General features: G+C 69.1%; 19 protein-coding genes. 14 read left to right on the top strand and 5 right to left on the bottom strand.

Going from position 1 to position 24,663, the window contains the following annotated elements; translation table 11 throughout:
• Positions 1-149 precede the first annotated feature (149 nt).
• The 7 genes from ACIA49_RS24625 to ACIA49_RS24595 are packed head-to-tail and all read left to right on the top strand — an operon-like array spanning position 150 to position 6,859.
• Positions 150-941 carry a class II aldolase/adducin family protein gene (locus ACIA49_RS24625; protein WP_396379667.1) on the top strand — a complete coding sequence of 264 codons (792 nt, stop codon included), beginning with the start codon at positions 150-152 and terminating at the stop codon, positions 939-941.
• Positions 938-2,476 carry a condensation domain-containing protein gene (locus ACIA49_RS24620; protein WP_396379666.1) on the top strand — a complete coding sequence of 513 codons (1,539 nt, stop codon included), beginning with the start codon at positions 938-940 and terminating at the stop codon, positions 2,474-2,476. The genes ACIA49_RS24625 and ACIA49_RS24620 overlap by 4 nt, the downstream gene beginning before the upstream one ends.
• On the top strand, positions 2,473-3,555 hold the full coding sequence (locus ACIA49_RS24615) for a GDSL-type esterase/lipase family protein (RefSeq protein WP_396379665.1): 1,083 nt from the start codon (positions 2,473-2,475) through the stop codon (positions 3,553-3,555). Before ACIA49_RS24620 ends, ACIA49_RS24615 begins: the two co-directional genes overlap by 4 nt.
• Positions 3,545-3,841 (top strand): lipoyl domain-containing protein, encoded by a 297-nt coding sequence (locus tag ACIA49_RS24610; RefSeq protein ID WP_396379664.1) that lies wholly within the window; start codon positions 3,545-3,547, stop codon positions 3,839-3,841. Before ACIA49_RS24615 ends, ACIA49_RS24610 begins: the two co-directional genes overlap by 11 nt.
• A complete protein-coding gene (locus ACIA49_RS24605) occupies positions 3,838-4,719 on the top strand; it encodes an alpha/beta fold hydrolase (RefSeq protein WP_396379663.1) in 882 nt (293 codons plus the stop codon). Before ACIA49_RS24610 ends, ACIA49_RS24605 begins: the two co-directional genes overlap by 4 nt.
• On the top strand, positions 4,716-5,978 hold the full coding sequence (locus ACIA49_RS24600; RefSeq protein WP_396379662.1) for an MFS transporter: 1,263 nt from the start codon (positions 4,716-4,718) through the stop codon (positions 5,976-5,978). The genes ACIA49_RS24605 and ACIA49_RS24600 overlap by 4 nt, the downstream gene beginning before the upstream one ends.
• The gene (locus tag ACIA49_RS24595) at positions 5,975-6,859 is read left to right on the top strand and encodes an alpha/beta fold hydrolase (protein WP_396379661.1); all 885 of its coding nucleotides are present in this window, start codon (positions 5,975-5,977) and stop codon (positions 6,857-6,859) included. The genes ACIA49_RS24600 and ACIA49_RS24595 overlap by 4 nt, the downstream gene beginning before the upstream one ends.
• 7 nt (positions 6,860-6,866) lie before the next feature.
• Here the strand turns inward: ACIA49_RS24595 and ACIA49_RS24590 are convergent, their stop codons facing one another.
• Positions 6,867-7,598, bottom strand: a complete 732-nt coding sequence (locus ACIA49_RS24590; RefSeq protein ID WP_396379660.1) for a hypothetical protein — start codon at positions 7,596-7,598, stop codon at positions 6,867-6,869.
• A 72-nt stretch (positions 7,599-7,670) separates the two neighbouring features.
• Here ACIA49_RS24590 and ACIA49_RS24585 point away from each other — a divergent pair, with 72 nt between their 5' ends.
• Genes ACIA49_RS24585 through ACIA49_RS24560 form a run of 6 tightly spaced genes read left to right on the top strand, consistent with a single transcriptional unit; the run spans position 7,671 to position 19,058 of the window.
• On the top strand, positions 7,671-8,981 hold the full coding sequence (locus ACIA49_RS24585; protein WP_396379659.1) for a phosphomethylpyrimidine synthase ThiC: 1,311 nt from the start codon (positions 7,671-7,673) through the stop codon (positions 8,979-8,981).
• Positions 8,978-9,790: a class I SAM-dependent methyltransferase gene (locus ACIA49_RS24580; protein WP_396379658.1), complete on the top strand. Its 813-nt coding sequence runs from the start codon at positions 8,978-8,980 to the stop codon at positions 9,788-9,790. The genes ACIA49_RS24585 and ACIA49_RS24580 overlap by 4 nt, the downstream gene beginning before the upstream one ends.
• On the top strand, positions 9,774-10,859 hold the full coding sequence (locus tag ACIA49_RS24575) for a hypothetical protein (RefSeq protein WP_396379657.1): 1,086 nt from the start codon (positions 9,774-9,776) through the stop codon (positions 10,857-10,859). The genes ACIA49_RS24580 and ACIA49_RS24575 overlap by 17 nt, the downstream gene beginning before the upstream one ends.
• Positions 10,856-14,194 carry an AMP-binding protein gene (locus tag ACIA49_RS24570; RefSeq protein ID WP_396379656.1) on the top strand — a complete coding sequence of 1,113 codons (3,339 nt, stop codon included), beginning with the start codon at positions 10,856-10,858 and terminating at the stop codon, positions 14,192-14,194. The genes ACIA49_RS24575 and ACIA49_RS24570 overlap by 4 nt, the downstream gene beginning before the upstream one ends.
• A complete protein-coding gene (locus ACIA49_RS24565; RefSeq protein ID WP_396379655.1) occupies positions 14,191-17,079 on the top strand; it encodes a type I polyketide synthase in 2,889 nt (962 codons plus the stop codon). Before ACIA49_RS24570 ends, ACIA49_RS24565 begins: the two co-directional genes overlap by 4 nt.
• Positions 17,079-19,058 (top strand): amino acid adenylation domain-containing protein, encoded by a 1,980-nt coding sequence (locus tag ACIA49_RS24560; RefSeq protein WP_396379654.1) that lies wholly within the window; start codon positions 17,079-17,081, stop codon positions 19,056-19,058. Before ACIA49_RS24565 ends, ACIA49_RS24560 begins: the two co-directional genes overlap by 1 nt.
• A 3-nt stretch (positions 19,059-19,061) precedes the next feature.
• Here ACIA49_RS24560 and pdxS read toward each other — a convergent pair whose 3' ends face one another.
• Positions 19,062-19,952, bottom strand: coding sequence for a pyridoxal 5'-phosphate synthase lyase subunit PdxS (pdxS, locus tag ACIA49_RS24555; protein ID WP_391545340.1), 891 nt, complete (start codon positions 19,950-19,952; stop codon positions 19,062-19,064).
• A 73-nt stretch (positions 19,953-20,025) separates the two neighbouring features.
• The gene (locus ACIA49_RS24550) at positions 20,026-21,381 is read right to left on the bottom strand and encodes a PLP-dependent aminotransferase family protein (RefSeq protein WP_396379653.1); all 1,356 of its coding nucleotides are present in this window, start codon (positions 21,379-21,381) and stop codon (positions 20,026-20,028) included.
• A gap of 198 nt (positions 21,382-21,579) precedes the next feature.
• Between ACIA49_RS24550 and ACIA49_RS24545 the strand changes: the two genes are divergently transcribed.
• Positions 21,580-23,235, top strand: a complete 1,656-nt coding sequence (locus ACIA49_RS24545; protein WP_396379652.1) for a bifunctional 3'-5' exonuclease/DNA polymerase — start codon at positions 21,580-21,582, stop codon at positions 23,233-23,235.
• Here the strand turns inward: ACIA49_RS24545 and ACIA49_RS24540 are convergent.
• Together ACIA49_RS24540 and ACIA49_RS24535 are read right to left on the bottom strand one after the other, a co-directional pair.
• Complete coding sequence (locus ACIA49_RS24540) at positions 23,217-24,167, bottom strand: RNA polymerase subunit sigma-70 (RefSeq protein ID WP_396379651.1); 951 nt, start codon at positions 24,165-24,167, stop codon at positions 23,217-23,219. The genes ACIA49_RS24545 and ACIA49_RS24540 overlap by 19 nt on opposite strands.
• Positions 24,164-24,649 (bottom strand): hypothetical protein, encoded by a 486-nt coding sequence (locus ACIA49_RS24535; protein WP_396379650.1) that lies wholly within the window; start codon positions 24,647-24,649, stop codon positions 24,164-24,166. The genes ACIA49_RS24540 and ACIA49_RS24535 overlap by 4 nt, the downstream gene beginning before the upstream one ends.
• Between the last annotated feature and the right edge of the window lie 14 nt (positions 24,650-24,663).

The raw sequence follows: 24,663 nt of genomic DNA, 5'->3' as shown, positions 1-24,663 counted from the left end.
CCTCGAGGACCAACGGACCGACGGCGAAATGTCCGGACAACCCGTTGCAGGTTCCTGCAACGTTCGTGCGGTCGGCGGCGGGGCGCCTCTACGGTGGCGGCGCCCTTGCCGCTTCCATGACGCGGGGAGGGCCGTGAGGAGGAGGTTGCATGACTGCACGCCCAACAGGGAACGACGAGGAACTGGCGCGAGCTCGGGTCGAGTTGACGCTGGCACTGCGGATCGCCGCTCGCCACGACCTGCACGAAGGCATCGACAATCACTTCAGCATCGCTCTCGATGCGGAGCGATTCCTGGTCAACAGTTATGGCAAGCACTGGTCAGAGATCTGCCCAGGCGACATTCTCGAGGTCGACCCGGACGGGACAGTGCTGTCGGGCACCGGGCACTGGGACATCGCGGCTTTCACCATTCACCGGGCCGCCCATGCCGCGCGGCCCGATGCGCGCGCTGTGTTCCACACGCACATGACGCAGGCGACCGCGGTGGCCAACACCGCCGAGTCGCTGGACACCAGGCTGACGCAGTCCGCGATGTATTTTCACGGCCGGGTGTCCACCCTGGACTTCGACGGACTCGCGACGGCCGAGGAGGAAGGGCGCCGGCTCGAGCGGGCGTTCGCCGGTGGCACGAGTGCGGTCATGATGCGGAATCACGGCGTACTGGCGATCGGGGCCAACATTCCGGACGCCTGGCACAAGCTCTACATGCTGGAGCGTGCCTGCGCGGTGCAGGTGGCGACCTATGCCCAGGGACGTGAGGTCGTCAGGGTGTCCGAGCAGGTCGCCGCCAAGACCTCTGCCCAGTGGCTGCAGTTCGAGGAAGAGACGGCCGAGTTGCTCTTCGAGGCCGAAGTACGGGTGTTGGCGCGCGACTGTCCCGAGGTCGCCGAGTGGCGGCAGTCTGTCGCTGCCGAGCAGCGAATCGCCGTTCTGCGGTGACCCCGGATCACGAGGTTCCGGCCGTCATCGCCCAGGTCTGGAACGAGATCCTCGGGACGGACTCGACCAGGACCGACTCGTTCTTCGAGCAGGGTGGCACCTCGCTCAGCGCGGCATTGCTGATCAGCAGGCTCAGTCGGCGTCTCGGCCGGCAACTGTCGATGGTCACCTTCATCGCCCGCCCGTACCTGGCCGATCTGATCGAGTCGGCGGCCACGGAAGCCACAGGCTTCACGATCACGACCGCGCCGGCTGAGGGCGGCCGCCATCCCGTGACGGCCAACCAGGCCGCAAGGCTCGCCCGCGTACGACGCGCGCGGCGCAGCGGCGAGACCGACTGGAACAGCCTGTCGCACCTGATCGTGGTCGGTTACACGGTTCGCGGTGAACTCGACCCGGACCGGCTCAGCCGCGCCGTCGACTGGGTGGTCGACCGCCATCAGGGCCTGCGGACCGCCTTCGACTGGGAAACCGACCAGCAGTGGGTCGTGGCGGACAACCGCCCCACCCTCGAGGTCGTCAAGGACGCCCGGGAGCGCGCCTGGGAAGCGCTGCGACTCGATGACGGGCGCTTGGCCCGGTTCCTGTTGACGGCCGTCGAGCCGGGTCATTGGGAGCTGTGGATCTCCCTTGAGCACATCGTGGCCGACCGCCCGTCGGTGCGTGCTGTGCTGGCCGACCTTCGCACCGCCTACGACCAGGGCTGGGGAGTCGAGATGGCTGATCGTCAGCCGGCGCCGACCCAGAACCACACTGCGGCCTCCACCGAGGATGCCTTCTGCCGGTCGGCCGATGGGCTCCAGGCACGCGAGTACTGGACCCGAGCGCTCGACGGCCGGTCGCCTTGGGTGGGCTTGAGCCACCCAGCGGCCCGCGAGGTGCAGGACGCCGAAGGTCGCCGGGCTGTCCGGCACGTCGCCAAGCTCGACACCGATGCCGCGGCCGCCATCACGGCCACCGCGCTGAAGGACGGCACCACGTGGCTGTCGGTCGCTCTGGTGGCCTTGGCAACCGCGGTCGGCTCGGCAAACGAAGAGCCGGAGGTGGGAGTCCTCGTGCCGTTGAGCAACCGGGAGCTGCCCGGCTTCGACGATGTCGTGTCGTTCCTGACCAACATCGTGCCGGTGCTGGTCACGCCGGATCTCTCCGGTGATCCGGCGGACCGGCTGCGCGCGGGACGGAACAGCATCATCGACGCGCTCCGCAACGCGTCGTACCCGATGCACCGGCTGACCCGGGAGACCGTCCCGGACGAATGGGGTCAGTTCCAGCGGCGTCCCTTCCTCTATCTCGACGTCGATCTCGGCTCCGGGGACGAGTTCGGGCTCGACGGATGCCAACTCCTGGAAGTGGTCGACGAACCGGAGTCGGCCCTGTGGGGACTGGCCGCGTGGGTGGAGGTCCGCGACAGCGCGGTCGAGATTTCGATGACGCATCAGGAGGGCTTCCTGAGCCGCGAGGTTGGAGCCGGACTGTTCGAGGCATTCCATCGCCACCTCGTCGAGTACGCCGCGATCATCGGGCAGGCGCGATGACGACGCCGGTACAGATCGCCGCCGGCGACGAGCGACTCAGCTGGCCCGGCGCCGTCTCGTTGGAGACGACCGAGCACTGGACAGCGCCGTGGCGACTGCCCTACCAGGACACCGACCTCTACTTGCCCAACGGCGGGGTCGGCTGTGCAGCGATGCCGTCCGGTGTCCGGATCACCTTCCGCACCGACGCGACGAGCGTTCGCTGCGACTACGTGTCCCGGCCGCCGACGTACGACACGGTCCCGCCCGAGATTCCACGCGTCGATGTGCGGGTGGACGGCCGGCTCCACAGCACCGTAGTACTGGATCGGGAAACCGATACGGGCAGCTTCGAGCTCGACCTCGGATCGGCCGGCACCACCCGGTACGTCGAGTTGTGGTTGCCGCTGTATTCGCAGTTCAGGCTGCGTGGCCTGAGCATTCCGGCCGGCGCGACGCTCACGAGGGCCGAGTCCGAGCCAGCGGGCTGGACACACTACGGATGCTCGATCTCGCAAGGCCGGGGCGCGCCCTCACCCAGCCGCACCTGGCTTGCCCAGACGGCTCGGGACCAGGAGCTGAGCCTGACCTCATTGGCCATGGCCGGCACCTGCCATCTCCAACCCATGTTCGCCAGGCTGATGCGGGACCGGCCGGCCCGGTTGCTGTCGATCCATGCCGGAACGAACATCTACTGGTTCGGGTCCCTGAGCCGCGACACGTTGCAGGCGGCGGCGATCGGCTTCGTCAAGATCCTCCGGGAGAAGCATCCCGAGACACCGATCCTGTTCATCTCACCGACGTACGGCCCGAACTACGAGCGCAAGCCCGGACCGACGAAGCTCACCCACCGGCTGATCAGGGACGAACTGGCGACCGCTTGCGACTGGCTGACCGACCGGGGCGACCGCAATCTGCACTACGTCGACGGGCTCGACCTGTTCGGGCCGGACGACGCCGAGTACCTGCTGGAACCCAGCGACGCGGCGCAGCGGATCCACTTCTCCGCGGCCGGACATGACCTGGTCTCCGACCGGCTCAGCAAGGTGATCCAGTCCATCAGCATCGCTCGGGCACCAGGAGGATCCGATGACCAGTGACGCCGTCGGCACGAGTTCCTCGTGCGTCCCGTTGACCCTGCCTGTCCTGGTGGAGAACGAGGACAACTATCTGATCGCCCAGTGGCTGGTGGCCGAGGGTGAGGAGATCGAGCAGGGCGAGTTGGTCGTCTCGATCGAAACCGCCAAGGCACGTCAGGACCTCGAGGCGCCTGCGACCGGCGTACTGCACGCGCAGGTGCCGGCCGGCGCCGAGGTCGAAGCCGGTACGGCGGTCGCGATGGTGTCGCCGTCCGGCCGATGTGCCGTCTGCTCGGCGGTGCGATGAGCACGATCCACCACACGTCCTGGTTCACGGCGGACCAGGCCCACGTGCACAGCTGGCGACCCGAAGGCGACGACAAACCCGAGCAGATCCTGTATCTCCACGGGCTGGGTCCCTACACCGGCTTTCACGCCCAAGAACTTGCCGAACTCCTTGCGGAGCACGGTTCCTTCGACGTCTACGCACCTGATCTCCCCGGTTTCGGGCAGACCCCGGCGCCCGCCTTCGAGGACCATGCGCCGGACCGGGTCAGCGACTGGCTGGTCCGTCAGTTCGACGACATCATCGACGGGCCGGTCCATGTCGTCGGACACTCGTGGGGCGGTGAGGTCGCGGTTCACCTCGCCGAACGCCATCCAGGCTGGGTCCAGAGCGTCGCGCTCCTCGATGGTGGACATGTCGGCTGGGACCCGGTCAGCCGGGAAGAGGCGCTCGCGGACGCGCACAGCTTCGACCAGCTCCGGCGTTTCTCGCAGCTCGCGGATTATCTCGAGGCCGTTCGCGCCGATCGGCTTCGCTGGACGCCGCAGCTATCGGCGGCCTACGAACGCGGCGCCGTCCTCAAGGACGGCTACTACATCCAGCGGCAGCGGCCGGAAACCTTCGCCGCCATCCGCCACGCCGGTGCGCTCGATCCGGTCACTGATCACTACCCGGCGCTCCAGCATCTGCCGGTGCTGCTGGCGATGGCCGAGGACGCGGCGCAGGTCAAGCCGTTCCGGCCGGAGCAGTTGCTCAGCACGGTCGAGGACTTCACCTGGTTCACGCTTCCGGCCTGCACCCACTTCATGATCGACGACGCAGCACCGCGGCTCGCCCCGACCTTGGCGGCCTGGTGGCACAACGCACTGACCAGATCTCTCGTCCCGGAGACCAGATGACCATCCTGCAACGCGCCCGGGCACTGGTACCGCCTCCCGGCGGCTCCCGCCAACTGGTGATCGCGACCCTCTTCGTCAGCCTCGGCTTCGCGGTGTACTCCGCGGCGAGCGTGCTGTACTTCAACCGGGTCGTCGGTCTGTCGACCACTCAGGTCGGGGTCGCGCTGACCGCCGCCGGTCTGGTCGGTGTGCCGATGCGGATCTACTTCGGCACACTGGCGGACCGCTTCGGTCCTCGCGAGGTCACAGTCGTCTTCGAGCTGCTGCTCGGGTGCGCCTTGGTCGGTTTGTGTTTCGTGCACTCGTATCCGGCCGTGATCGTCGCCCTGTGCCTGATCTCGATCACCGAGAACGGCGCCAACGTCGTGTTCGGCGCGTTGACGGCCGGGGTGGCCGGGCCGGAGCGACGCGTCGAGGTTTCGGCGTACATGCGCAGCTACTTCAACGGCGGGTTCGCGGCCGGCGGCATCCTGGCCGGCGTCCTGCTCAGCCTCGATAGCCGGGCCGCGTACCTGGCCGCGATGGCCGGGTACGGCGTACTGCGGATCGTGATCGGGTTGGGCAGGCTCATGCTGCCCCGCCTGCCGCGGAACGCGAAGCCCCGGGCCGGCGGAACGCTGTCGGTGCTCAAGGACGTCCCGTACTTCGTCCTCGGCCAGGTCGTCAGCGTCTACACCCTGTGCGACAAGATCCTGCTGATCGGCCTGCCGCTGTGGATCGTGAACCAGACCGGCGCACCGACCGCGTTGATGGCGATCCTGCTGACCGGGTCGACGCTGATCATCACGCTCTTCCAAGTTCGATTCACCCGGAACGCGGACAGCATCGACGGCTCGGCGAAGCTGCAGCGCCTGGCCCTGGTCGCCCTCGCGGTCACCTGCGGACTGCTGGCAGTCTCCTGGCACCGCTCCCCCGTCCAGGCAACGATCCTCTTGTCGCTGGCGGTGGTCGCACTGTCGATCGGCGAGATGTGGGGCGCCGGCGCGGCCTGGGGCCTGCGCTTCGAACTGGCCGACCAAGAAGCACAGGGTGCGTACTCCGGCGTCTTCACGCTGGGGTCGGTGCTGCCGAACGTCCTCGGTCCGCTGCTGGTCACGGCCGGGATCGCCTACCTCGCATGGGGTGGCTGGATCGTGATGGCCGGACTGTTCCTGCTGTTCGCGGTGGTCGGTGGTCCGGTCGTGCGATGGACGGTTCGCACCAGGCTGGAACACACCGGCCGGGCCATCGAAACCACCGGACAGGGAGTCGAGGCATGACCGCACAGACGAGCCCGACCTTCATCAGCCGGCAGGTGACCGTCGGCGACACGACCTGGCACCTGAACGAGTGGGGACCGGCCGCTGCACAGGTCGGTGATCCGATCCTCTTCCTGCACGGCATGGGCGCTCACGTTGGATACCACGCGAACGATCTCGCGGTGGAGCTCGCACTGCGCGGACACCAGGTACTCGCGCCCGACCTGCCGGGCTTCGGCGCGACCCCGGGCGGCGGACAAACGCAGTACGAGACCGCGCAGTTGACCGCCGACCTGCTTGCGCTGGCGGACTCGCTGGGATTCGAGCGCATGGTGCTCGCGGGTCATTCCTGGGGTGGCTATCTGGCCGCTCATCTCGCGGCCGCGCACCCGGAGCGGGTCAGCGCGCTGGTCCTGCTGGACGGCGGCCTGGTCGACGTCCCACCGATCGAGTACGCCGAGGCGCTCGAGTTCGCGATCTCGATGGACGACAGCTACGTGTTCGAGACGATCGACGAGCTGTACGCCGAGGACCGGCCGTACTTTCAGCGCTGGTCGACGGCGTTGGAGACTGCCTACGAGCAGTCGATGGCGCCGATCGACGGAAAGCTCAGGATGCGGCAGCGGCCGGAGGACGCCGCGGCGATCAGAACCGCCTGCGGTCAGGCTCCGGTGTCGGCGACGCATCAGCCATTGGCCGAGGCGCAGATCCCCGTCCTGCTCTGTCTACCGGCGCCGGCCGCCTCGGACGTCGTACCGCTTGCTCTGGCTGCTTGGCAGGCCCTCGGGCCGCGGCTGTCGGTCGACTGGTACGACGGCTGCTCGCATTTCCTGCCGCAGGATGCCGGACCCCAGATCGGCGTTCGCTGTGCCGAGTGGCTCGCGCGTGGCGGTGCAGAGTGATCGGAACTCAGCAGGCCGCGATCGCGGTCTCGACCTGCTCGACGAAACCGCTGCAGCCGGTCGCGTCAGCGGGCATCGGCGGCGCCTCGATCGGCGCCCACGGACCTCGCCACCAAGCCGGCCGGTCCACGGGCTCATCGGACACGACGGTTGTCGCCTGCGCGGTCCGCTGCTCGTGCTCGGCCGACCACCGGAGGAAGTCCAGCCAGGCAAGCTGGCGCGGCAACAGCAGCGCGACAGTCTCCTCGGCCTCCTCGGGATCGGCACCGGCCGCTGCCAGCCCGGCCATCAGGTCTGCCGTGAGCAGCTCGGCCATCCGCTGCCTGTCAGGCAACGCCTTCGCGGACTCCGCACTGCCCGAACCCCCGGCCGCCTTTCGCAGGGTCGCGAACTCCTGCTGTACGACGTCCGCCGTCGTCCAGGTCGGATTCACCGCGACACAAGGAACTTCGGCACCCAACTGGAGTGCGATCTCGCCGGCCAGCGTGACGGCGTTGCAGAACCCCACGACGACCTGCGGACGCGCGGCCAGCGAACCGACGTACTGCGCTGCCAGCGTCGGCAGGTCGTGCACCGGCAGACCGCCGGCCAGGTCACTCACCGGATCCACGCTGTTCAGCTCGAACCGGTTCCCTCCGGCCAGCAACCGCGTGAGCGGCGGGCGGGAGTCGAACCGCAGGAAGTCGACGACAAGAACGAGCGGGCGCTCGGAGGCGGTACTGCGCGGCGCTTCGTTCACGGTCCTCTTTCGGTCGCAGGCCTGGCCGGACGACCAACTATATGTCCACCCCAATCAAGGAGAACTCTCATGATGCCGACGTTCAGAGGTGACGCGGACTTCGTCGCGACCTGCGCTGACGAACTGCTCGATCCGGCCGTCGCCGACCAGGCGATCGCGGACGGGACGCTGGTCTACCTGCGCAGCGCGACCAGCCGCCAGCAGGCGGGCTACCGCCCGCTGCTGGTCGGAGCGGGGACCCGACGCAAGATCACCGCGCTGATCGGCCTGGGACCGCGGGACAAGGACCGCGAAGCCATCGTCTCCACGATGAGCGTCATCCTGGCGGCCCGTCCGGACGCCGTGATGGACCTGACCACGAACCCCGAAGGCATCGCGCTGCGCAGCGAACTGAAGGACGTGGTCGGGGTGCCGCTGGGCGCCTGCCTGACCTACGACCTGTTCACCAACCCCCGCAAGCTGATGTCGCGCACCGAGTTCCTGGAGCGCTTCGAGGCCGGCCTGAGCTCGGGGGTCGACTTCACCCTGGTGCACATGGGTGTCTCGCCGCAGCTGATCGAGGCGATGAACAAGTCCAAGCGGATCATGCCGACCACCTCCCGCGGCGGCGGCCTGGTCTCGCGCTACATGCAGACCCACAACTGCGAGAACCCGCTGATCGAGTGGCTCGACGACATCGTGGCGATCTGCCGCCGGCAGGAGGTCGTCCTCGACCTCGGCGACATCTTCCGGCCCGGCTGTGCCGCCGACGCCGGCGACGAGCTGAAGTGGATGGAGGTCCAGCTCCTCGCCGAGCAGCGCTTGCGGATCATGGAAGGCGGCGTCCAGGTGCTCTGCGAGTCCGGCGGCCACATGCCGCTCGACAAGATCACCGAGCTGATCCCGAAGTACAAGGAGGCGCTGGGCGGCGCTCCGCTGTGGCTGGCGGGCCCGATGGTGGTCGACACCGCGGTCACGCTCGACAGCGTCGTGAACACGATCGGGGTCGCGGTCGCGGGTGCCAACGGTGGCGACATGTTCGCGTCGATCACCCAGAACGAGCACTACGCGATGCCGACCGCGCCGGAGACGGCCGAGGCGGTCCGCAACGTCCGGGTGGCGATCTCCGCCCTCGACCTGGCCCGCGGCTTCGAACCCGAGGTCCGCCGCAACACCGAGCTCAGCAAGGCCCGCCGGCTCAACGCCTGGGCCGACCAGGCCGATCTGTCCCTCTACCCGGATCTGTCCAGCCAGGTCTTCCTGCAGAACGACCTGCTGAAGAACGGCAAGCCCTGCACCATCTGCGGGATCTACTGCCCGCACATCGTCGTCAAGAAGGACGAGGAGACGCCCGCGAACGTCGCGGTCGGCCTGGGTCTGCCGTCCGTGCCGGCGAAGGCATGAAGTCAGTCGACGAGGAGTACCTCGACCTCGATCCGCTCCGCGTCCGGGTGCACGCCCACCAGAACTACTCGGAGCGCTCCGAGGATGTCGAGGCGGACGTCATCCGGGAGGCGGCGATCGCCGGAAACGACGACCTGCTGGATGTCGGCAGCGGTACCGGCTCGTTCCTCGGCCGGCTCCGGGCCGGCGGCCACACCGGACGGCTGACGGCTGTCGACACCTCGCCCGCGGCCGTCGAGGCGGCCCGGGCGGCGTGCGGTGAGGCGCACCTGGGCAGCGCGACCGAGCTCCCGTTCGAGGATCGGACGTTCGACGTGGTGGCGGCCCGCCACATGCTCTACCACGTCGACGATCCGGAGCTGGCGATCGCGCAGGCCAGGCGCGTGCTGAAGCCGGGCGCCCGATTCGTCGCGACGGTCAACCACCTCGCGAGTACGCCGTACATCTCCGAGATCGTCCGGGCGGCCGCCGTCAGCTCGGGCGTCGAGCTGCCGGTGCTGCCGAACTCCAGGGTGCACTCGGGCAACCTGCCGGACATGGTGCGGGCAGTGTTCGGTTCGGTCACCGAGTTCCGCCACGACAACGCTCTGGTGTTCACGGAGATCGATCCGCTGATCCGGTTCGGGCACTCCCTGTTCGGCTTCTACGGGGTGGCCGTCGACAGCCCCGAGCGGCCGGAGGTCTCGGCAGCCGTGACCGCCGCAGTCAAGGAACGGTTCAGCGGTCTCGACGGTCCTTGGCGCGAGCCGAAGGGCTACGTCGTCTGTACGGCGACCAGGGGGCAGGACGGCGATGCTGACGGCGAGTGAACTGGCCACCTACATGGTCCGTGAGGCGGGCTACCCGGCGGCGGTACAGCCCGCCTCGGTAGCCCTGGCCGAGCGTCTGCTCGGGCTGGCCGAGCTCGTACCGGCCGAGTCGAACCTGATTCTCGGCGGCTCGCTGGCCCGGGGCGAACCGTCGTTCGTCGAGCTGCCGGACGGGACCTACGAGCTGGACAGCGACATCGACCTGTTGCTGGTCTTCCCCACTCCCCTGGCCCCGTTCACGAACGCCGACTTCGTCGCCCGGGCGAAGCCGGTGCTGCCGACGGTGACGATCATGTTCGCCACCACGGCGGAGTACAGCGCGCTGAAGACCTCGCTGGGGACAGACTTCAAGCAGCCTTTCGGTGTCTCGCTCAATCAGGACAGCCTGCCGATCCACGAGCCGTTCGAGCTCGATGCGCGGGACGCCTACGAGGTGTTCCTGTTCTCCTTGCAGGCCTACCTCTGGCGGGAACTCCCGGAGCGGTGGGCGGCTGACCCGCACGACCGTTCGTTCCAGCTCGAGCTCAGCAGCCTGTGCGTCAAGCTGCTGCGCTCGACGGTCCTGCTCCAAGGCGGCACGCTGTCCCTGGATCGCGACCGCGCGCCGAGCGAGATCCTCGCGCTGATCGATCAGGAGATCGGCTGGCGTCGTACCGCCGGCCGACCCGCCCTGGATCCGGGGCGCTTCTGGGTGTACGTCGCCCGGGTGCTGCCGTACTTCGACGCGGCGTTCGGCGGTCGGCGTCCGGACAGCGTGATCGGCTCCGAGTACGAGGGGCGCTTCGGCGCGGATGCCGTGGCCTGGCAGCAACGCATCGGGCTGGTGCTGGCCACGGCAGTCGTCGAGCAGGTGCAGGCCACCGGAGGACGCGCGCCCGACGTCGCCGAAGTCGTCTCCGCCTTGCGTGCGAGCTGGACCCGGCTGGCTGTCGACGGGTTCGTCGAACCCACCTCCGCGCCGGGCGAGTACTTCGCCGGCCGGCTCGAGTGGTTCCGCGGGAACCTGTACGCGATGAAGGTGCGCCCCGGTCTTCCGGCGGGCCTCGAGGAGCTGGAGAAGTTGCTTTGAGCAATGAAACGACCTCGGTCGCCGGCTGGCTCGAACAGGCCGCCGCCGTCCTCGCGATCGGGTACGACGACCTGCGGGCGGCGGCCGGCGAGCGTACCTTCGTCGAGCTCGGCGGTACGTCGTTGGGCGCGCTCGAGCTGATCTCGCGCGGCGACACGGTCTTGCGGGAGACGGTGGATCTGGCCCTGTTGCTGGGCCAGGATCCGCTGAAACACGTGCTGGACAAGGCGGTGCCGAGCACCTTCAGCTCGGTCATCGCCGTCGAGCCGACGCAGTACCGCCCGTTGCTGCCAGGGCAAGCGAGCATGCTGGCGGCTGAAGACCTGCAGGGCAGTACGGCGTACCACCTGCTCTTCTCGGCCGAGATCAGCGGACCGCTGGACCGCGAGCGGCTGCGCGACGCGATCGGTCAACTGGTGGATCGGCACGAGTCGCTGCGGACCGTGTTCGTCGTCGACCAGGCCGGTCGCCGGTGCCGTCAGGTCCAGGCCGCTGCGGCGCCTCGCATCGTCGAGCAGTACTGGCCTGGCGCACCGACCATCGGGGCGATTCACGCCCCGCTGACGGCCAGTGGGACGCGGCTCATCGACGCTGGGTCGCAGGTTCCGCCGGTCTGCTTCGTGCTCACCACGACGGCGGAGCACGAGCGCTCGGTGTTGTCGCTGATCGTGCATCACGCCCTGGTCGATGGCTGGGCGATCGGCATCCTGTGGCGCGAACTGGCTCTGTTGTACGACGCCGCCGACCTTCCCGCAGCACCGCAGCCGGAAGCCATCCTTGCCCAGGCCGACCTGGCCGCTGCCGACGGACGCGTCGCTCGCCTGGCCGCGCAGCGGTCGGCGCAGCTCGCGCTGTGTTCCGACTCGGTTCGGCTACCGACCGAGCAACCTCGGGCGGACCTCTTCACCCCTGAGTCCGAACGCCTGGTCTTCGAGGTACCGGCCGCCGTCCGCGCCGCGTGTGACCAACTGGCCAAGGATGCCGGGGTCACCCACACCGCCGTACTGATGACCTGTTGGGCACTGTCGGTGGCGCGTCGGTGCGATCTGGACGAACTGCTGGTCGGGCTGCCGGTCGCCTGGCGGGCGACGCCATCGGTCGCGTCCGTGGTCGGCCTCTGCACCCGGATCGTGCCGGTGCATTGTGTCGTGTCCGCAGGTTCGGTCCGCTCGACCATCCGCGCTGTCGCGGCGGCGATCAACGAAGCCCTGACCTACGCCGACGTCCCCTTCGACGAACTCGTCACTGCCGCTGGGGCCGGCCGCGACCTGCACAGCGCGCCCTTGGTGCAGGTCACCTTCGCGTCCCACGAGCAATTCGTGCCGGAGCGCCTTGAGAGCGGACCGACGAGCTGGCAACTGCACGAGGGGCACTGCCGGGGAACGGCCTTCGACGCCACCCTCTTCGTCCAGCGCTGGGACGAGACCGGCCGGCTGGCCCTCGAATACAGCGTGGGCAGCATGACGGCGCAGGAAGCGGCCGCGCTGGCTGAGGGATTTGTCGGAACGTTGACCGAGCTGACCCGCGATCCCGAGTCCGACATTCTCGACGTACGGGGCATGAGCGAACGGCAGCAGGCTTTGCTGACCGACTGGCAACAAGGTCCGGAGCTGGACTCCGAGCAGTTGCCAGGCCTTTGGGAACTGCTGGCCAGGACAGCGGCCGGACAACCGAAGGACAGTGCGGTCCGGACGGCGGATGTGGAGCTGACCTTCGCCGAGCTCTACGCCGAGGCGGAGGACTGCGCGCGCCGGTTGTACACCGCGGGAGTGCGCGAGGGTTCCGCCGTACTGATCGCAGTGCCTCGGGGTGTGCAAGAGATCGTTGCCATCCTGGGAGTCCTCAGACTCGGCGCCTGCTATGTCGGTGTGAGCAGCGACGACCCGGCGCAACGGTTGCTGCAGATCGTCGAGACCGCGCGGCCGGCCGCTGTGATCGGCGAGTTGCCGGCCTCGGTCGCTCCCGGCCTCCCGGTCGTCGACGCCGTACGGCGGGACAGCGGCCCGGTCACCTTGCCGGAGCTGGCCAGAGACCTGGAACGGGTCAGCTGTCTGGCCTTCACCTCGGGCTCGACCGGCACACCGAAATGCACTCCGATCCCCGAGCGTGCCATCGTCCGGCTCATCGTCGGTGGCGACTACCTCCGGCTCGGCCGCGGCGATCGGCTGCTCCGGCTGGCCCCGCTTGCCTTCGATGCCTCGACTCTGGAGATCTTCAGCGCGCTCGGCCACGGAGCCGCGCTGGAGGTATTCCCTGGTACGTCACCACATCCCGGTGCGCTGGCGGATTTTCTCTCGCAGCGGGCTGTCACGCACGCCTGGCTGACCGCAGGCCTGTTCCGGCTGGTGGCCGATCATCGTCCGGCGGCCTTCGCGATGTTGAAGGTCCTCCTCACCGGCGGCGACGTCGTACCGGAGCACCAGGTCCGTCAGGTACTGACCGCGTGCCCGGAGCTGCGCCTGGTGAACGGCTACGGACCGACGGAGAACACGGTCTTCAGCACCGTGAAGGTGATCGACTCCGCGCTGCGGCCGGGACCGATTCCGATCGGCCGGCCGATCGCCGGGACCTCCGTGGTGTTGCTGGACAGCCGAGGCCGGCAGGTTCCTCCCGGCGGCCTCGGCGAGATCGTCTGTGCTGGCCTTGGGGTCGCTCGTGGCTATCTCGACGGCGGGACGGCCTTCAGCACCGACGATTCCGGTGTCACGCGGTACCACTCCGGCGACCTCGCCTTCTGGACCGGTGCGGGTGAGCTCGCGTTCGCCGGCCGCCGTGATCGGCAGCTCAAGCTCACGGGGCACCGGATCGAGCCGACCGGTATCGAGGCAGTACTGCGCGAACATCCCGAGGTCCGCGACATCGTGATCGTGGTGGAGGAGACTCTCACGTCCGGTCCTCGGCTGGTCGCCGCCGTCCTCGCCGACCAGCGGCCGGACCTGGCCGAAGAGCTGGCCGTCGCCGCACGGGCGAAGCTGCCGACGTACGCCGTACCGGCACGGTGGCTGCTGCTGGACGAGTTTCCCCTGACAGGCAACGGAAAGATCGACGTCGCTGCCCTCCTCCAGCCCGGTGAACCTCGGATCGCGGCGGGCCCCGACCTGGACCTGACCGCCGTCGTACTCGAGGTCTGGGCCGAGGTGCTCGGTCACGACGACTTCGACGCTGACGACAGATTCTTCGACGTCGGCGGCAGTTCACTGGCGCTGACCGAGGTCCGGAACCTGCTCCGTCACCGGCTCCCCGGTACGGCGATCTCGGCGCTCGCCCTGTTCCGGCATCCGACCCCGCGCGGGCTGGCCGCCCACCTGACCACGACGGAGGCTGATCACCGATGAGAGGCGACATCGCGGTGGTCGGCCTGACGATCCGTACACCCGGTGCGGGCGACCCGGCCGGATACTGGGCGAACCTGGCGGCCGGTGAGTGCACGGTGAGCACCTTCGATGCTGCGCAACTGCGTGCTGCCGGGGTCGCGGAGGCCGACCTCGCCGACCCGGCCTACGTGCCGGTCCGCGGCGTTCTCGACGGCATCGAGAACTTCGACGCCACCTTGTTCCGGCTCTCCCGGCGGGAGGCCGAGCTGACCGACCCGCAGCACCGGATCGCGCTGGAATGCGCCTGGACCGCCTTGGAGCACGCGACGATCCGCCCGGACACCACGGACCGGATCGGCGTCTTCGCCGGCTGCTCGCCGAACACCTACCTGCTCAACGCCCTCCTCGCCCGGCCCGATCTGACCGGTCCGGTCGGCGACCTCGCGCTGATGATCGCCAACGAGAAGGACCACCTGGCGACCCGGATCGCCTACCGCCTCGGTCTGCGTGGCCCGGCCGTCACCACCCAGACCGCGTGCTCGTCGTCGCTGGTCGCCGTCCATCTGGCCCGGACGAGCATCCTGGCAGGCGATTGCGACGTGGCACTGGCCGGCGGCGTGAGTATCCGGGTCCCGCAACGCGTCGGCTACCTGTACGACCCGGAGGGCATCACGTCGCCGGACGGCGTCTGCCGGGCGTTCGACGTCCGGGCCCAGGGCACCATCGCGGGCGAGGGCTGCGGATTCGTCGTCCTCAAGAAACTCGACCGGGCCCTGGCCGACGGCGATCCGATCCACGCGGTGCTGGCCGGTTCGGCGATCAACAACGACGGCAACCGCAAGGTCGGCTACACGGCGCCGAGCGTCGAGGGACAGACCGACGTACTGCGCGCCGCGCAACTGTCCGCGGGCATCGACCCGTCCATGGTCGACTACATCGAGACCCACGGCACCGGCACCCAACTCGGCGACGCAATTGAGGTCGAGGCGCTGGCCGAGGCGTTCCGGGGACAGCGTGCGCCGGACCGGCCCTGTTTCCTCGGATCGGTGAAGCCGAGCATCGGTCACCTCGACGCCGCCGCGGGTATCGCCGGCCTGATCAAGGCGATCCTTGCCGTCAGCAACGGTGTGTTGCCGGCCAGCCTGGGCTGCGAGACCCCGAATCCCGAGCTGCCGCTGGCCGCAGGCCCCTTCGAGGTGGTGACCGGTTCACGGCCCTGGCCGGAGACCGGACGGCCGCGCGTCGCCGGGGCCAGCTCGTTCGGCATGGGCGGTACCAACGCCCACGTGATCGTCCGGCAGGCGCCGGACGGCCAGCCTGCCATCCCTGGCCGAGGCGCGGCGGCGCTGCCGATCTCTGCCGCGAGCGAGACCTCGCTGCGGTTGCTCCGGGACCGGATGGAGACCTTCCTCACCGACCGCCCCGAGATCTCGCCGGCCACGGTCGCGACCACGCTGGTGGAGGGGCGGATGACGCACCCCTTCCGCCAGGTGCTGTTGGTCGACGAGCGTCGTACCGTCACTTCTTTGCCTGCGGGCCGGGCTCGCCGCCGGCCAGCAGCGGCCTTCCTGTTCTCCGGCCAAGGCAGTCAGTTCCCCGGCATGGCCGCGCACCTTGCCGCGACACAGCCGGTCTTCCGTACGACGCTCGACCGCTGCGCAATGTACTTGCGGGCCGAGCTCGGGTTCGACCTGGCCGAGGTGCTCTGCGATCCGGAGCACCCGGTCAACGGCCAACTCGACTCGACCTGGCTGACCCAGCCTGCGCTGCTGGCCGTGGAGCTGTCCCTCACAGACCTGCTCCGGGACCGGGGAATCGAGCCCAAACTCCTGCTGGGCCACAGCGTCGGGGAGTACGCCGCCCACGTCGCCGCCGGAGCCCTGACGATCAAGGACGCACTGACCCTGGTCACCCTGCGCGGCCGACTGATGCAGTCGACCCCCGCCGGGGCGATGACCAGCGTGCGGGCGACACCGGACGAGCTCCGGGCGATCGCCGACGTGAGCACGATCGACATCGCCGCCGTGAACACCAAGCAGTCGATCACGATCGCCGGTCCGGTCGCCGCGATCGCGGCGGCGGAAGCCCGGCTGACCGCGGCCGGTCATCGCTGCCACCGGTTACCCGGCGATCGCGCCTTCCACTCCCGCCTGATGGACGCGATCCTGACCGAGTTCGCCGCGGCAGCCTCGAAGATCGCCTACCGGCCGAGCAGAATCCCGGTGGTCTCCAACGTCACCGGCGAGATCCTCCCGGTCGGGACGATCGTCGACGCCGGCTACTGGGTGGATCACCTTCGTGGACAGGTGCGCTTCGCGTCCGGCCTGGATGCGGTCGCGGCGGCCAGGTGCGACCTGCTCCTCGAAGTCGGGCCGGGTCATGTCCTCACCTCTTTGGCCGCACAGCAAGGCGGTCTGCCACCCGGATGGCCGACCACACCCGCTCGCGGATCGGATGCCGACAGCGCCGGAGTCCTGCGGACGGCCTTCGGTGCGGCCTGGAGCGCGGGATTCCCGATTCGCTGGCCTGATCCTCCCGCCGGACGCTCGTCCGAGGTCCCGACCTATGCCTTCGACCCGGAGCGGTTCTGGATCGACCCCGTGTCCCAGCCCTCGGCGGACATCGTGATGCCGACGGTCCAGGAGGTCCCCGCGGATCCCGAAGCGGCCGTCGGTACGGCGGTCTCCCAGGCGTGGCAAGGACTCCTCGGCGGGAAGCCGCCCGTTGTCGACCGCAACTTCTTCGACGATGGCGGAGACTCCTTGCTGGCGGTCAGGTTGGTGGCCAGACTCCGGCGTGAACTCGGCATCGAGCTCTCGGTGCTCGATGTGCTGCAAGCACCGCGGTACGGCGAGATCGTCTCGAGGGCGAGTGAACTCGTCGCAACCGCCTCGAGGACCGCATGATGTGGCTACCGATGGACCTGGCTGCTGTCCGGCGAAGGCTCGGCCCGGACACCACATGGCAGGCGGTCGCGCTGGCTCTGACGGCTGTCGTGCTGTGCCATTCGCGAGGCTGTGCCGATCTCGTGCTCGACGTCGAGACCGTCGACGGCGCTTCTGAGCGCTTCGACCTCGACGACGTAGTGGAACGGAGTTTTCCCGGGCTGGTGAAGAGCTGCGAGCTGCCGCCCGGAGAGCACGAGTTCCTCGAGATCCGCTCCGGGGAAACCGTGGTCAGGTGGCGCAGCAACGACGGCGACTTCGCCCTCGCGGTGCCGGCCGGCGAGCAGTTCCTGGCCGAGCGGTTCGTCGTCGCGGCCGAGTGCGTGAGCGCCGGCGAGTTGGAGTGCGCGGCGATCGCCGTCATCGGAACCGCCGAGGCCGCCAGGATCCAGCAGTACGCCGATCAACCCGGTGAGGTCCCGGAGTGGCGGATCCACGAACGTTTCGCCGTACAGGCTGCTCTCACGCCTGATCGGGTGGCGGTCCAGTTCGGCGAGCAGGTCACGACGTACGCCGAACTCTTGGAGCAGGCCGTCGGTGTGGCCGACCGATTGCGGGCGCGCGGTGTCGTGGCCGGCGAGGTCGTCGGCGTGTGTGCCGAACGCGGACTGGCCTTGTTACCCGCCCTGCTGGGCATCTTGTTCGCCGACGCGGCCTACCTGCCGTTAGAACCGGAGCCGGCCCAGCGCTTGGAGTTCATGGCGGGTCAGGCCGGATGCCGGTTCGTACTCAGCGGCTACGACTCGCTGAGCATCCCCGGTGTGACCGTGCTCGATCTGGCAGGCGGTGATGGACCCCGTACGGCGCCCAGTGGGCAGAGTCGGCCGGTGGAGGCCGACGGCGGACCGGCGTACGTGATCTACACGTCCGGATCGACCGGGCGACCCAAGGGCGTGCTGGTTCCGCACCGGGCGATCGCGAACCGGCTCGCTTGGATGCAACGTCAGTTCGAGCTGACCGAAGACGACGTCGTCCTGCAGAAGACGCCGTACGGGTTCGACGTCTCCGTCTGGGAGCTGTTCTGGCCCCTCCTGTACGGCGCTCGCCTGGTCATGGCCGAGCCTGGTGCACATGTCGACCCCGAGCATCTCGCCGTGCTCGTGATTCGGCACGCGGTCACGACCATCCACTTCGTACCGTCGATGCTCGCCCTGTTCACCGCCGAGCCGGACTTCCGGAACTGTCGCAGCCTGCGCCGGATCATCTGCAGCGGCGAGGCGTTGTGGGCCCACCAGGTGGCGGCCGTTCACGACGTTCTCGAGACACCGGTCTACAACCTCTACGGCCCGACCGAGGCCGCAGTCGACGTGACCTGGTGGCACTGCCGAACGCCCGAGCCCAGCCCGGCCGTACCAATCGGCACACCGATCGACAACGCCGTCACCGTGATCCTGGACCGCTCGGGACGCCGCGCGCCGCTCGGCGCCGTGGGCGAACTTCATCTGGGCGGAATCGTCCTCGCCCGCGGGTACATCGGCGAACCGGAACTCACCGCCACGGCGTTCAGCACGGTGGACGGGCAACGCCTCTACCGGACAGGCGATCTGGCCCGGTTCGGACCACAGGGCGAGCTGCACTTCCTGGGCCGGGCCGATCGCCAACTCAAGCTCCGCGGAATCCGGATCGAACCAGGCGAGATCGAATTCGCACTACGCCAGATCGAGGGCATCACCGACGCCGTCGTCTCCCTCAGAACCGTCGCCGGCTCGGCCGCCCTGGTTGCCCACCTCGTGGTCGACTCCCCCGAGAACTTCGACCGCCCTCAGGTAGCAGAGATCCGCCGCCAAGCAGGCCTCCTGCTCCCGTCGCTCACCGTGCCGCAGTACTTCGTCCCGCTGTCCGCCTTCCCCGTCACCGCGAACGGCAAGCTCGACCACGCCGCCCTACCCGACCCAACCATCGGCCGGCCGGGCAGGCGGCACGCAGCGAGCCCGGGGTAACTGCTACCAGCCGCGCTCGGCGAGGCGGTGGGGCTGCGGGATCTCGTCGACGTTGATGCCGACCATGGCCTCGCCGAGGCCACGGGAGACCTTGGCGATCACGTCGGGGTCGTCGTAGAAGGTGGTGGCCTTGACGATCGCCTCGGCGCGCTGGGCCGGGTTGCCGGACTTGAAGATGCCGGAGCCGACGAAGACGCCTTCGGCGCCGAGCTGCATCATCATGGCGGCGTCGGCGGGGGTGGCGATGCCGCCGGCGGTGAACAGGACGACGGGGAGCTTGCCGAGGGCGGCGACCTCCTTGACCAGCTCGTACGGCGCCTGCAGTTCCTTGGCGGCGACGTACAGCTCGTCCTCGGGCAGGTTCTGCAGCTTGCGGAGCTCCTGGCGGATCTGGCGCATGTGGGTGGTGGCGTTGGAGACGTCACCGGTACCGGCCTCGCCCTTGGAGCGGATCATCGCCGCGCCCTCGGTGATCCGGCGCAGCGCCTCGCCCAGGTTGGTCGCGCCACAGACGAAGGGGACGGTGAAGTTCCACTTGTCGATGTGGTTGGCGTAGTCGGCCGGGGTGAGCACCTCGGACTCGTCGATGTAGTCGACGCCGAGGCTCTGCAGCACCTGGGCCTCGACGAAGTGACCGATCCGGGCCTTGGCCATCACCGGGATCGACACGGTGTTGACGATGCTCTCGATCATGTCCGGGTCGCTCATCCGGGAGACGCCGCCCTGGGCGCGGATGTCGGCCGGAACCCGCTCCAGCGCCATCACGGCGACCGCGCCGGCGTCCTCGGCGATCTTGGCCTGCTCGGCGGTGACGACGTCCATGATCACGCCACCCTTGAGCATCTCCGCCATTCCGCGCTTGACCTTCGCGGTACCGGTCACGTTCTCAGTCACTGCATCCTCCTGGTCGTGGGGCTCGCTCACCAGGTTAGGGCGGACCAAGCACCGATCTTCAGTCCACCTTGATTCAAGTGGACTGAGCGAGCGCGTCGCCGAGGCGAGCGACAACCAGCCGGAGCGTGGCCGGCGGCGCGGTGAACGGGATCCGGATGTGCCGCCGATCGGTGCCGTCCGGCGTGAACAGGTCGCCTGAGCCGAGCAGGAGACCGTGTTCCCGCGCTGCGTCCAGCACCCGCCGAGCCCGTACGTCGGTCAGTTCCAGCCAGAGCGTCATCCCACCTGTCGGCGTGGCCCAGGTCACGCCGTCCAGCGTCCGCAGTCCGGTCTCCAGGGCGTGCAGATTGGCGCGGAGGCGAGTACGACGCCTGCTGATCACCTTGTCGAGCTTCTGCACGATCGCCTGGGCCAGCAGGTCGTCCAGTGCACTCGGCGACGCCACACTGAGCTGGGCGGCCGTGTTGATCCGACGCCTGAGTTGTTTGCCGGTCCGGACCCAGCCGACACGCAGCCCGCCCCACACCGTCTTCGACAACGAGCCGACGCTCACCGTGCGTGGGTAGCGGCTCAGCGGGTCGGCCTGCGCCCCACTGGCCAGCCAGAGCGGTCGCATGGTCTCGTCGCTGATCAGAGCGGCGCCATAACGCCGGGCGATCTCGACAACCGTCGTACGGCGGTCTGCCGGGAGGCTGAGGCCAGTTGGGTTGTGGTTATCAGCCTGCAGGTAGATGACCTTCGGCCGGTGCCGTCTGCACAGGTGTGCGAGCTGGTCGGTGTCCCACACTCCAGCGGGCCACCCAGCAACGTCCAGCCGGTGCTTGCGCAGCAGGTCGAAGGCAGCCGGGTACGTCGGGGTCTCGGTGATCGCTACACCCGGTCCGAGGTCCAGTCCGGCTAGGGCGGCGTTCAGACCGGCCGCTGCGCCGACAGTCAGCGTGAGCTGGTCCGGGTCAGTCGGTACACCCTCAGACGTCAGCCGCGCGGCGAGCGCCGTACGGAGCTCAAGAGAACCACCAGACGGTGGACCGTCACCACCCATGGCCTGCGGCAGGCTGTCCTCAACCACCTGTGCCGCGGCCTCGACCACGTCATGTGGCGCCGCCGTCGTAGCGAACCGCAGGTCGAGCAGAGGCTGATCCCCCGCGCTCACAGTCGACGCCGGCGCGATCGGGTCGAGCAGACGGTCCGTCGGCCGCACGTGCGTCCCAGAACCACGCTTCGTCTCCAGTACGCCGTCCGCCCGCAGATGGTCGAGAGCCCGGACCACCGTCACCCGGCTCAGCCCGAGACGCTCCGCCAGCACCCGCTCCGACGGCAACCGCGAACCGATCGACAGGTCCCCCCGCTCGATCCGCCGCAACACCAGCGCCTCGACCTGTTCGGTCTTGGTCCCGTCCGCCGGTTCCAGATCTCCCGCCCGCCACATAAGTCCAGTCTCCCACCACTGGCCTCACCCCCCACTTCGACCACCGCTCAACCACCCACCCCGCCCGCAAACGACTGAACCGTGCCCAAAGCCCCCACCGCGCCCCCGCGCACCACCTTGAGCACGGCTCAGCCGCCGCACACGGTTGTCGGGTGCTCGAGGTCGGAAAGTGTCGGTGGAGGGTGTGAGGATCTAGGCATGGACGAGAGGTGGGCGATTGCGGCGGAGGAGGGTGGCGGGGCGGTGCTCGTCGCTCTGCATCCGGACGGGCAGCCTGCCGGGCCGATCCTGCATGAGCCCGACCTCGCCGCCGCGGTCGGGTCGCGGCCGGAGGTGACGCGGTGGGTCTGGCGGGCGTCGGCCGAGATCTACCCGCGGCTGCTGGCCAGTGGTGTGCGGGTCGAGCGTTGCTACGACATCGAGAACAGTGAGGGCCTGCTGCTCGGTCACGCGGGCCGGCTCGGCGAACCGCGGTCGGCGGCGGCCGCGTGGGCCCGGATGACGGGTGCGCCGGTTCCGCCCGATCCGCCGCTGCGCGCCGTCGTACCGGGTGAGCAGTCGTCGCTGTTCGAGATCCAGGAGGAGCCGATCGCGTTCGAGGCGCTGCTCCGCGTGTACGCCGATCAGCTCCGGCGGCATGGGGAGACCGAGCATCCGGAGCGGATGCGGTTGCTGACCGCGTCGGAGTCGTCCGGGATGCTGGTCGCCGCGGAGATGGACAGGGCCGGGCTGCCGTGGAGCGCTTCGGTGCATCGCGAGATGCTGGCTGAGTTGCTGGGTGAGCGGTTCGGCGGGACGGGTGAGCCGCGCCGGTTGACCGAGTTGGCCGAGCAGGTGTCCGCGGCGTTCGGTCGACGGGTCCGGCCCGACCTGCCGGTCGACGTACTGAAGGCGTTCAAGCAGGCCGGTTTCCAGCTGAAGAGCACACGCCGCTGGGAGCTGGAGACGATCGATCATCCGGCCGTCGAGCCCCTGATCGAGTACAAGAAGCTCTACCGGATCTACACGGCGAACGGGTGGTCCTGGCTCAACGACTGGGTGCACGACGGGCGGTTCCGGCCTGGGTTCGTGCCGGGGGGCACGGTGTCGGGGCGCTGGATCACCAACGGTGGTGGCGGTCTGCAGATCCCGAAGGTGATCCGGCGCGCGGTGGTCGCCGATCCCGGCTGGAGCCTGGTCGTGGCCGATGCGTCGCAGCTCGAGCCGCGGATCCTCGCCGCGATCTCCCGCGACCGGGCGCTGATGGAGGTCGCGAGTGATCCCGGCGACCTCTACAAGGCGGTATCGGACGCGGCCTTCTCCGGTGACCGCGCGACGGCCAAGATCGCCGTACTGGGCGCGATCTACGGGCAGACCTCCGGCGACGGGCTGAAGAACCTCGCCATGCTGCGCAAGCGATTCCCGCAAGCCGTCCAGTACGTCGACGATGCCGCCCGCGCGGGTGAAGAGGGCAAGCTCGTGCGCACGTGGCTCGGTCGCACCTGCCCGCCGAGTGGTGCGCCGCTCGATGCCGCGACGCTCGAAGGTCCGCCCGTCGACGAACCGCAGACCGACTCTCGGCATGCGAGAGCCCGCGGCCGCTTCACCCGGAACTTCGTCGTACAGGGCAGTGCGGCCGACTGGGCGTTGCTGATGCTCGCGGCGCTGCGGCAGGCGCTAGGTCCGTTGAAGGCCGAGCTCGTCTTCTTCCAGCATGACGAGGTCATCGTGCATTGCCCGACCGAGGAGGCCCCGGTCGTGGCTGACGCGATCCAGACCGCGAGTGATCTCGCCGGCACGCTGACCTTTGGCCCGACGCCCACGCGGTTCGCATTCAGCACGGCGACCGTGAAGACCTATGCGGAGGCCAAGTAGGGCGGCAGGTTGTGGGCGGCGAAGTCCGTGAGCTGGAACGCGGTCAGCTCGGCGATGAGCCCGTTCTCGATCCGGAAGACGTCCAGCCCGAACGGGCGGAACGCGGTGTCACCCGGTTCACGCAGGTAGGCGGCCAGGGTGGGCTGCCGGTTGACGGACGTGGGCAGGTAGCGCCACTGCCCCCGGTACGCCGGGTCCAGGTTCGCGACAATCGTGTGGCGCGCCGACTCGCGCCCTTCGAACCAGAACGGGTACGGCGGCATCGTGATCCGCACGTCCTCGTGCATGAGCGCGGTGAGCGCATCCGGGTCGCCCGCCTCCCAGGCGTCGACGTACTTGCGCAGCAACGCGTGCTCCTCGGCCGTGGACGGCGTAGCGGACCACTCGGCCCGGTGCGGTGGCAGTTGCGCCTTCATCACCGGTCTGGCTCGCTGGAGCGCCGAGTTCACCGCGGCGGCGGTCAGGTCCATCATGGCCGCCGTCTCCTTGGCGGACCAGCCGAGTACGTCACGGAAGATCAGTACGGCGCGCTGCCGCGGCGGTAGGTGCTGGATGGCGATCAGGAACGCGAGCTCGATCGTCTCCCGCCGTACCAGCTGGGCGTCCGGCTCCTCGGCTCGGTCCAGCAGCACGTCTGGGTAGGGCTGTACCCACGGGAGGTCGTCTCTGGCCGGCAGGGCCGCGGCCGGGAACGACGCGGGCTCGAGCTGGTAGGGCAGCACGCGACGCGGCCGGCGTACGTCGTCGATGCAGAGGTTGGTCGCGATCCGGTAGAGCCAGGTGCGGAAGCTGGACTGGCCTCTGAACGTGTCGCGGCCCCGCCAGGCGCGGAGGAAGGTCTCCTGGACCATGTCCTCGGCCTCGTCGTAGGAGCCGAGCAGGCGGTAGCAGTGCACGCGCAGCTCATGCCGGTACTGCTCGAAGTCGGTCACCGGCCGTCCTCCAGCTCAATGGTGGACGGCATCGGCGCGTGACCGGCCAGCCGGAACCACTGCACCAACCGCCGCTGGCGGAGGTCGCGGGTCGAGACGACGACGTCGTTGTGGAAGCGGCGGGCCAGCTGCACGCGACGCATCGCGAGCGCCAGTTCACTCGACCATGGCTCGACGGCGGTCCCCGTCGCGTTCACTGCTCGGGTCAGTGCGGACTCGCGCTGCTCGCGGTCCTCGGGCTCCGCCGTACGGGCGCGGTGTGCCGCGTCAAGCAGCAGGAGCGACGACGCTGGGTCGAGGACGCCGGCGCCGGCCAGCTCCGCGACCAGGGCGGCGCGGCGGGCGAGCTCGGTCTCCAGCGCGGCCCGGGCGAGCTCGACGCGGTGGTGGAGCCGGTCCAGGCGGCCCGCGGTCCAGCTCGCGTAGGCGCTGAACAACAGCGCCACGACGGCGAGCGCGAGCAGTGCCGTGGTGACCTTCACTGCAACATTGGACC

It is taken from the genome of Kribbella sp. NPDC051587 (assembly GCF_044453945.1).
Lineage (GTDB): Bacteria > Actinomycetota > Actinomycetes > Propionibacteriales > Kribbellaceae > Kribbella.
The sequence above is the reverse complement of the archived record's forward strand: the minus strand, read 5'-3'. Positions and strand labels throughout refer to the sequence as shown.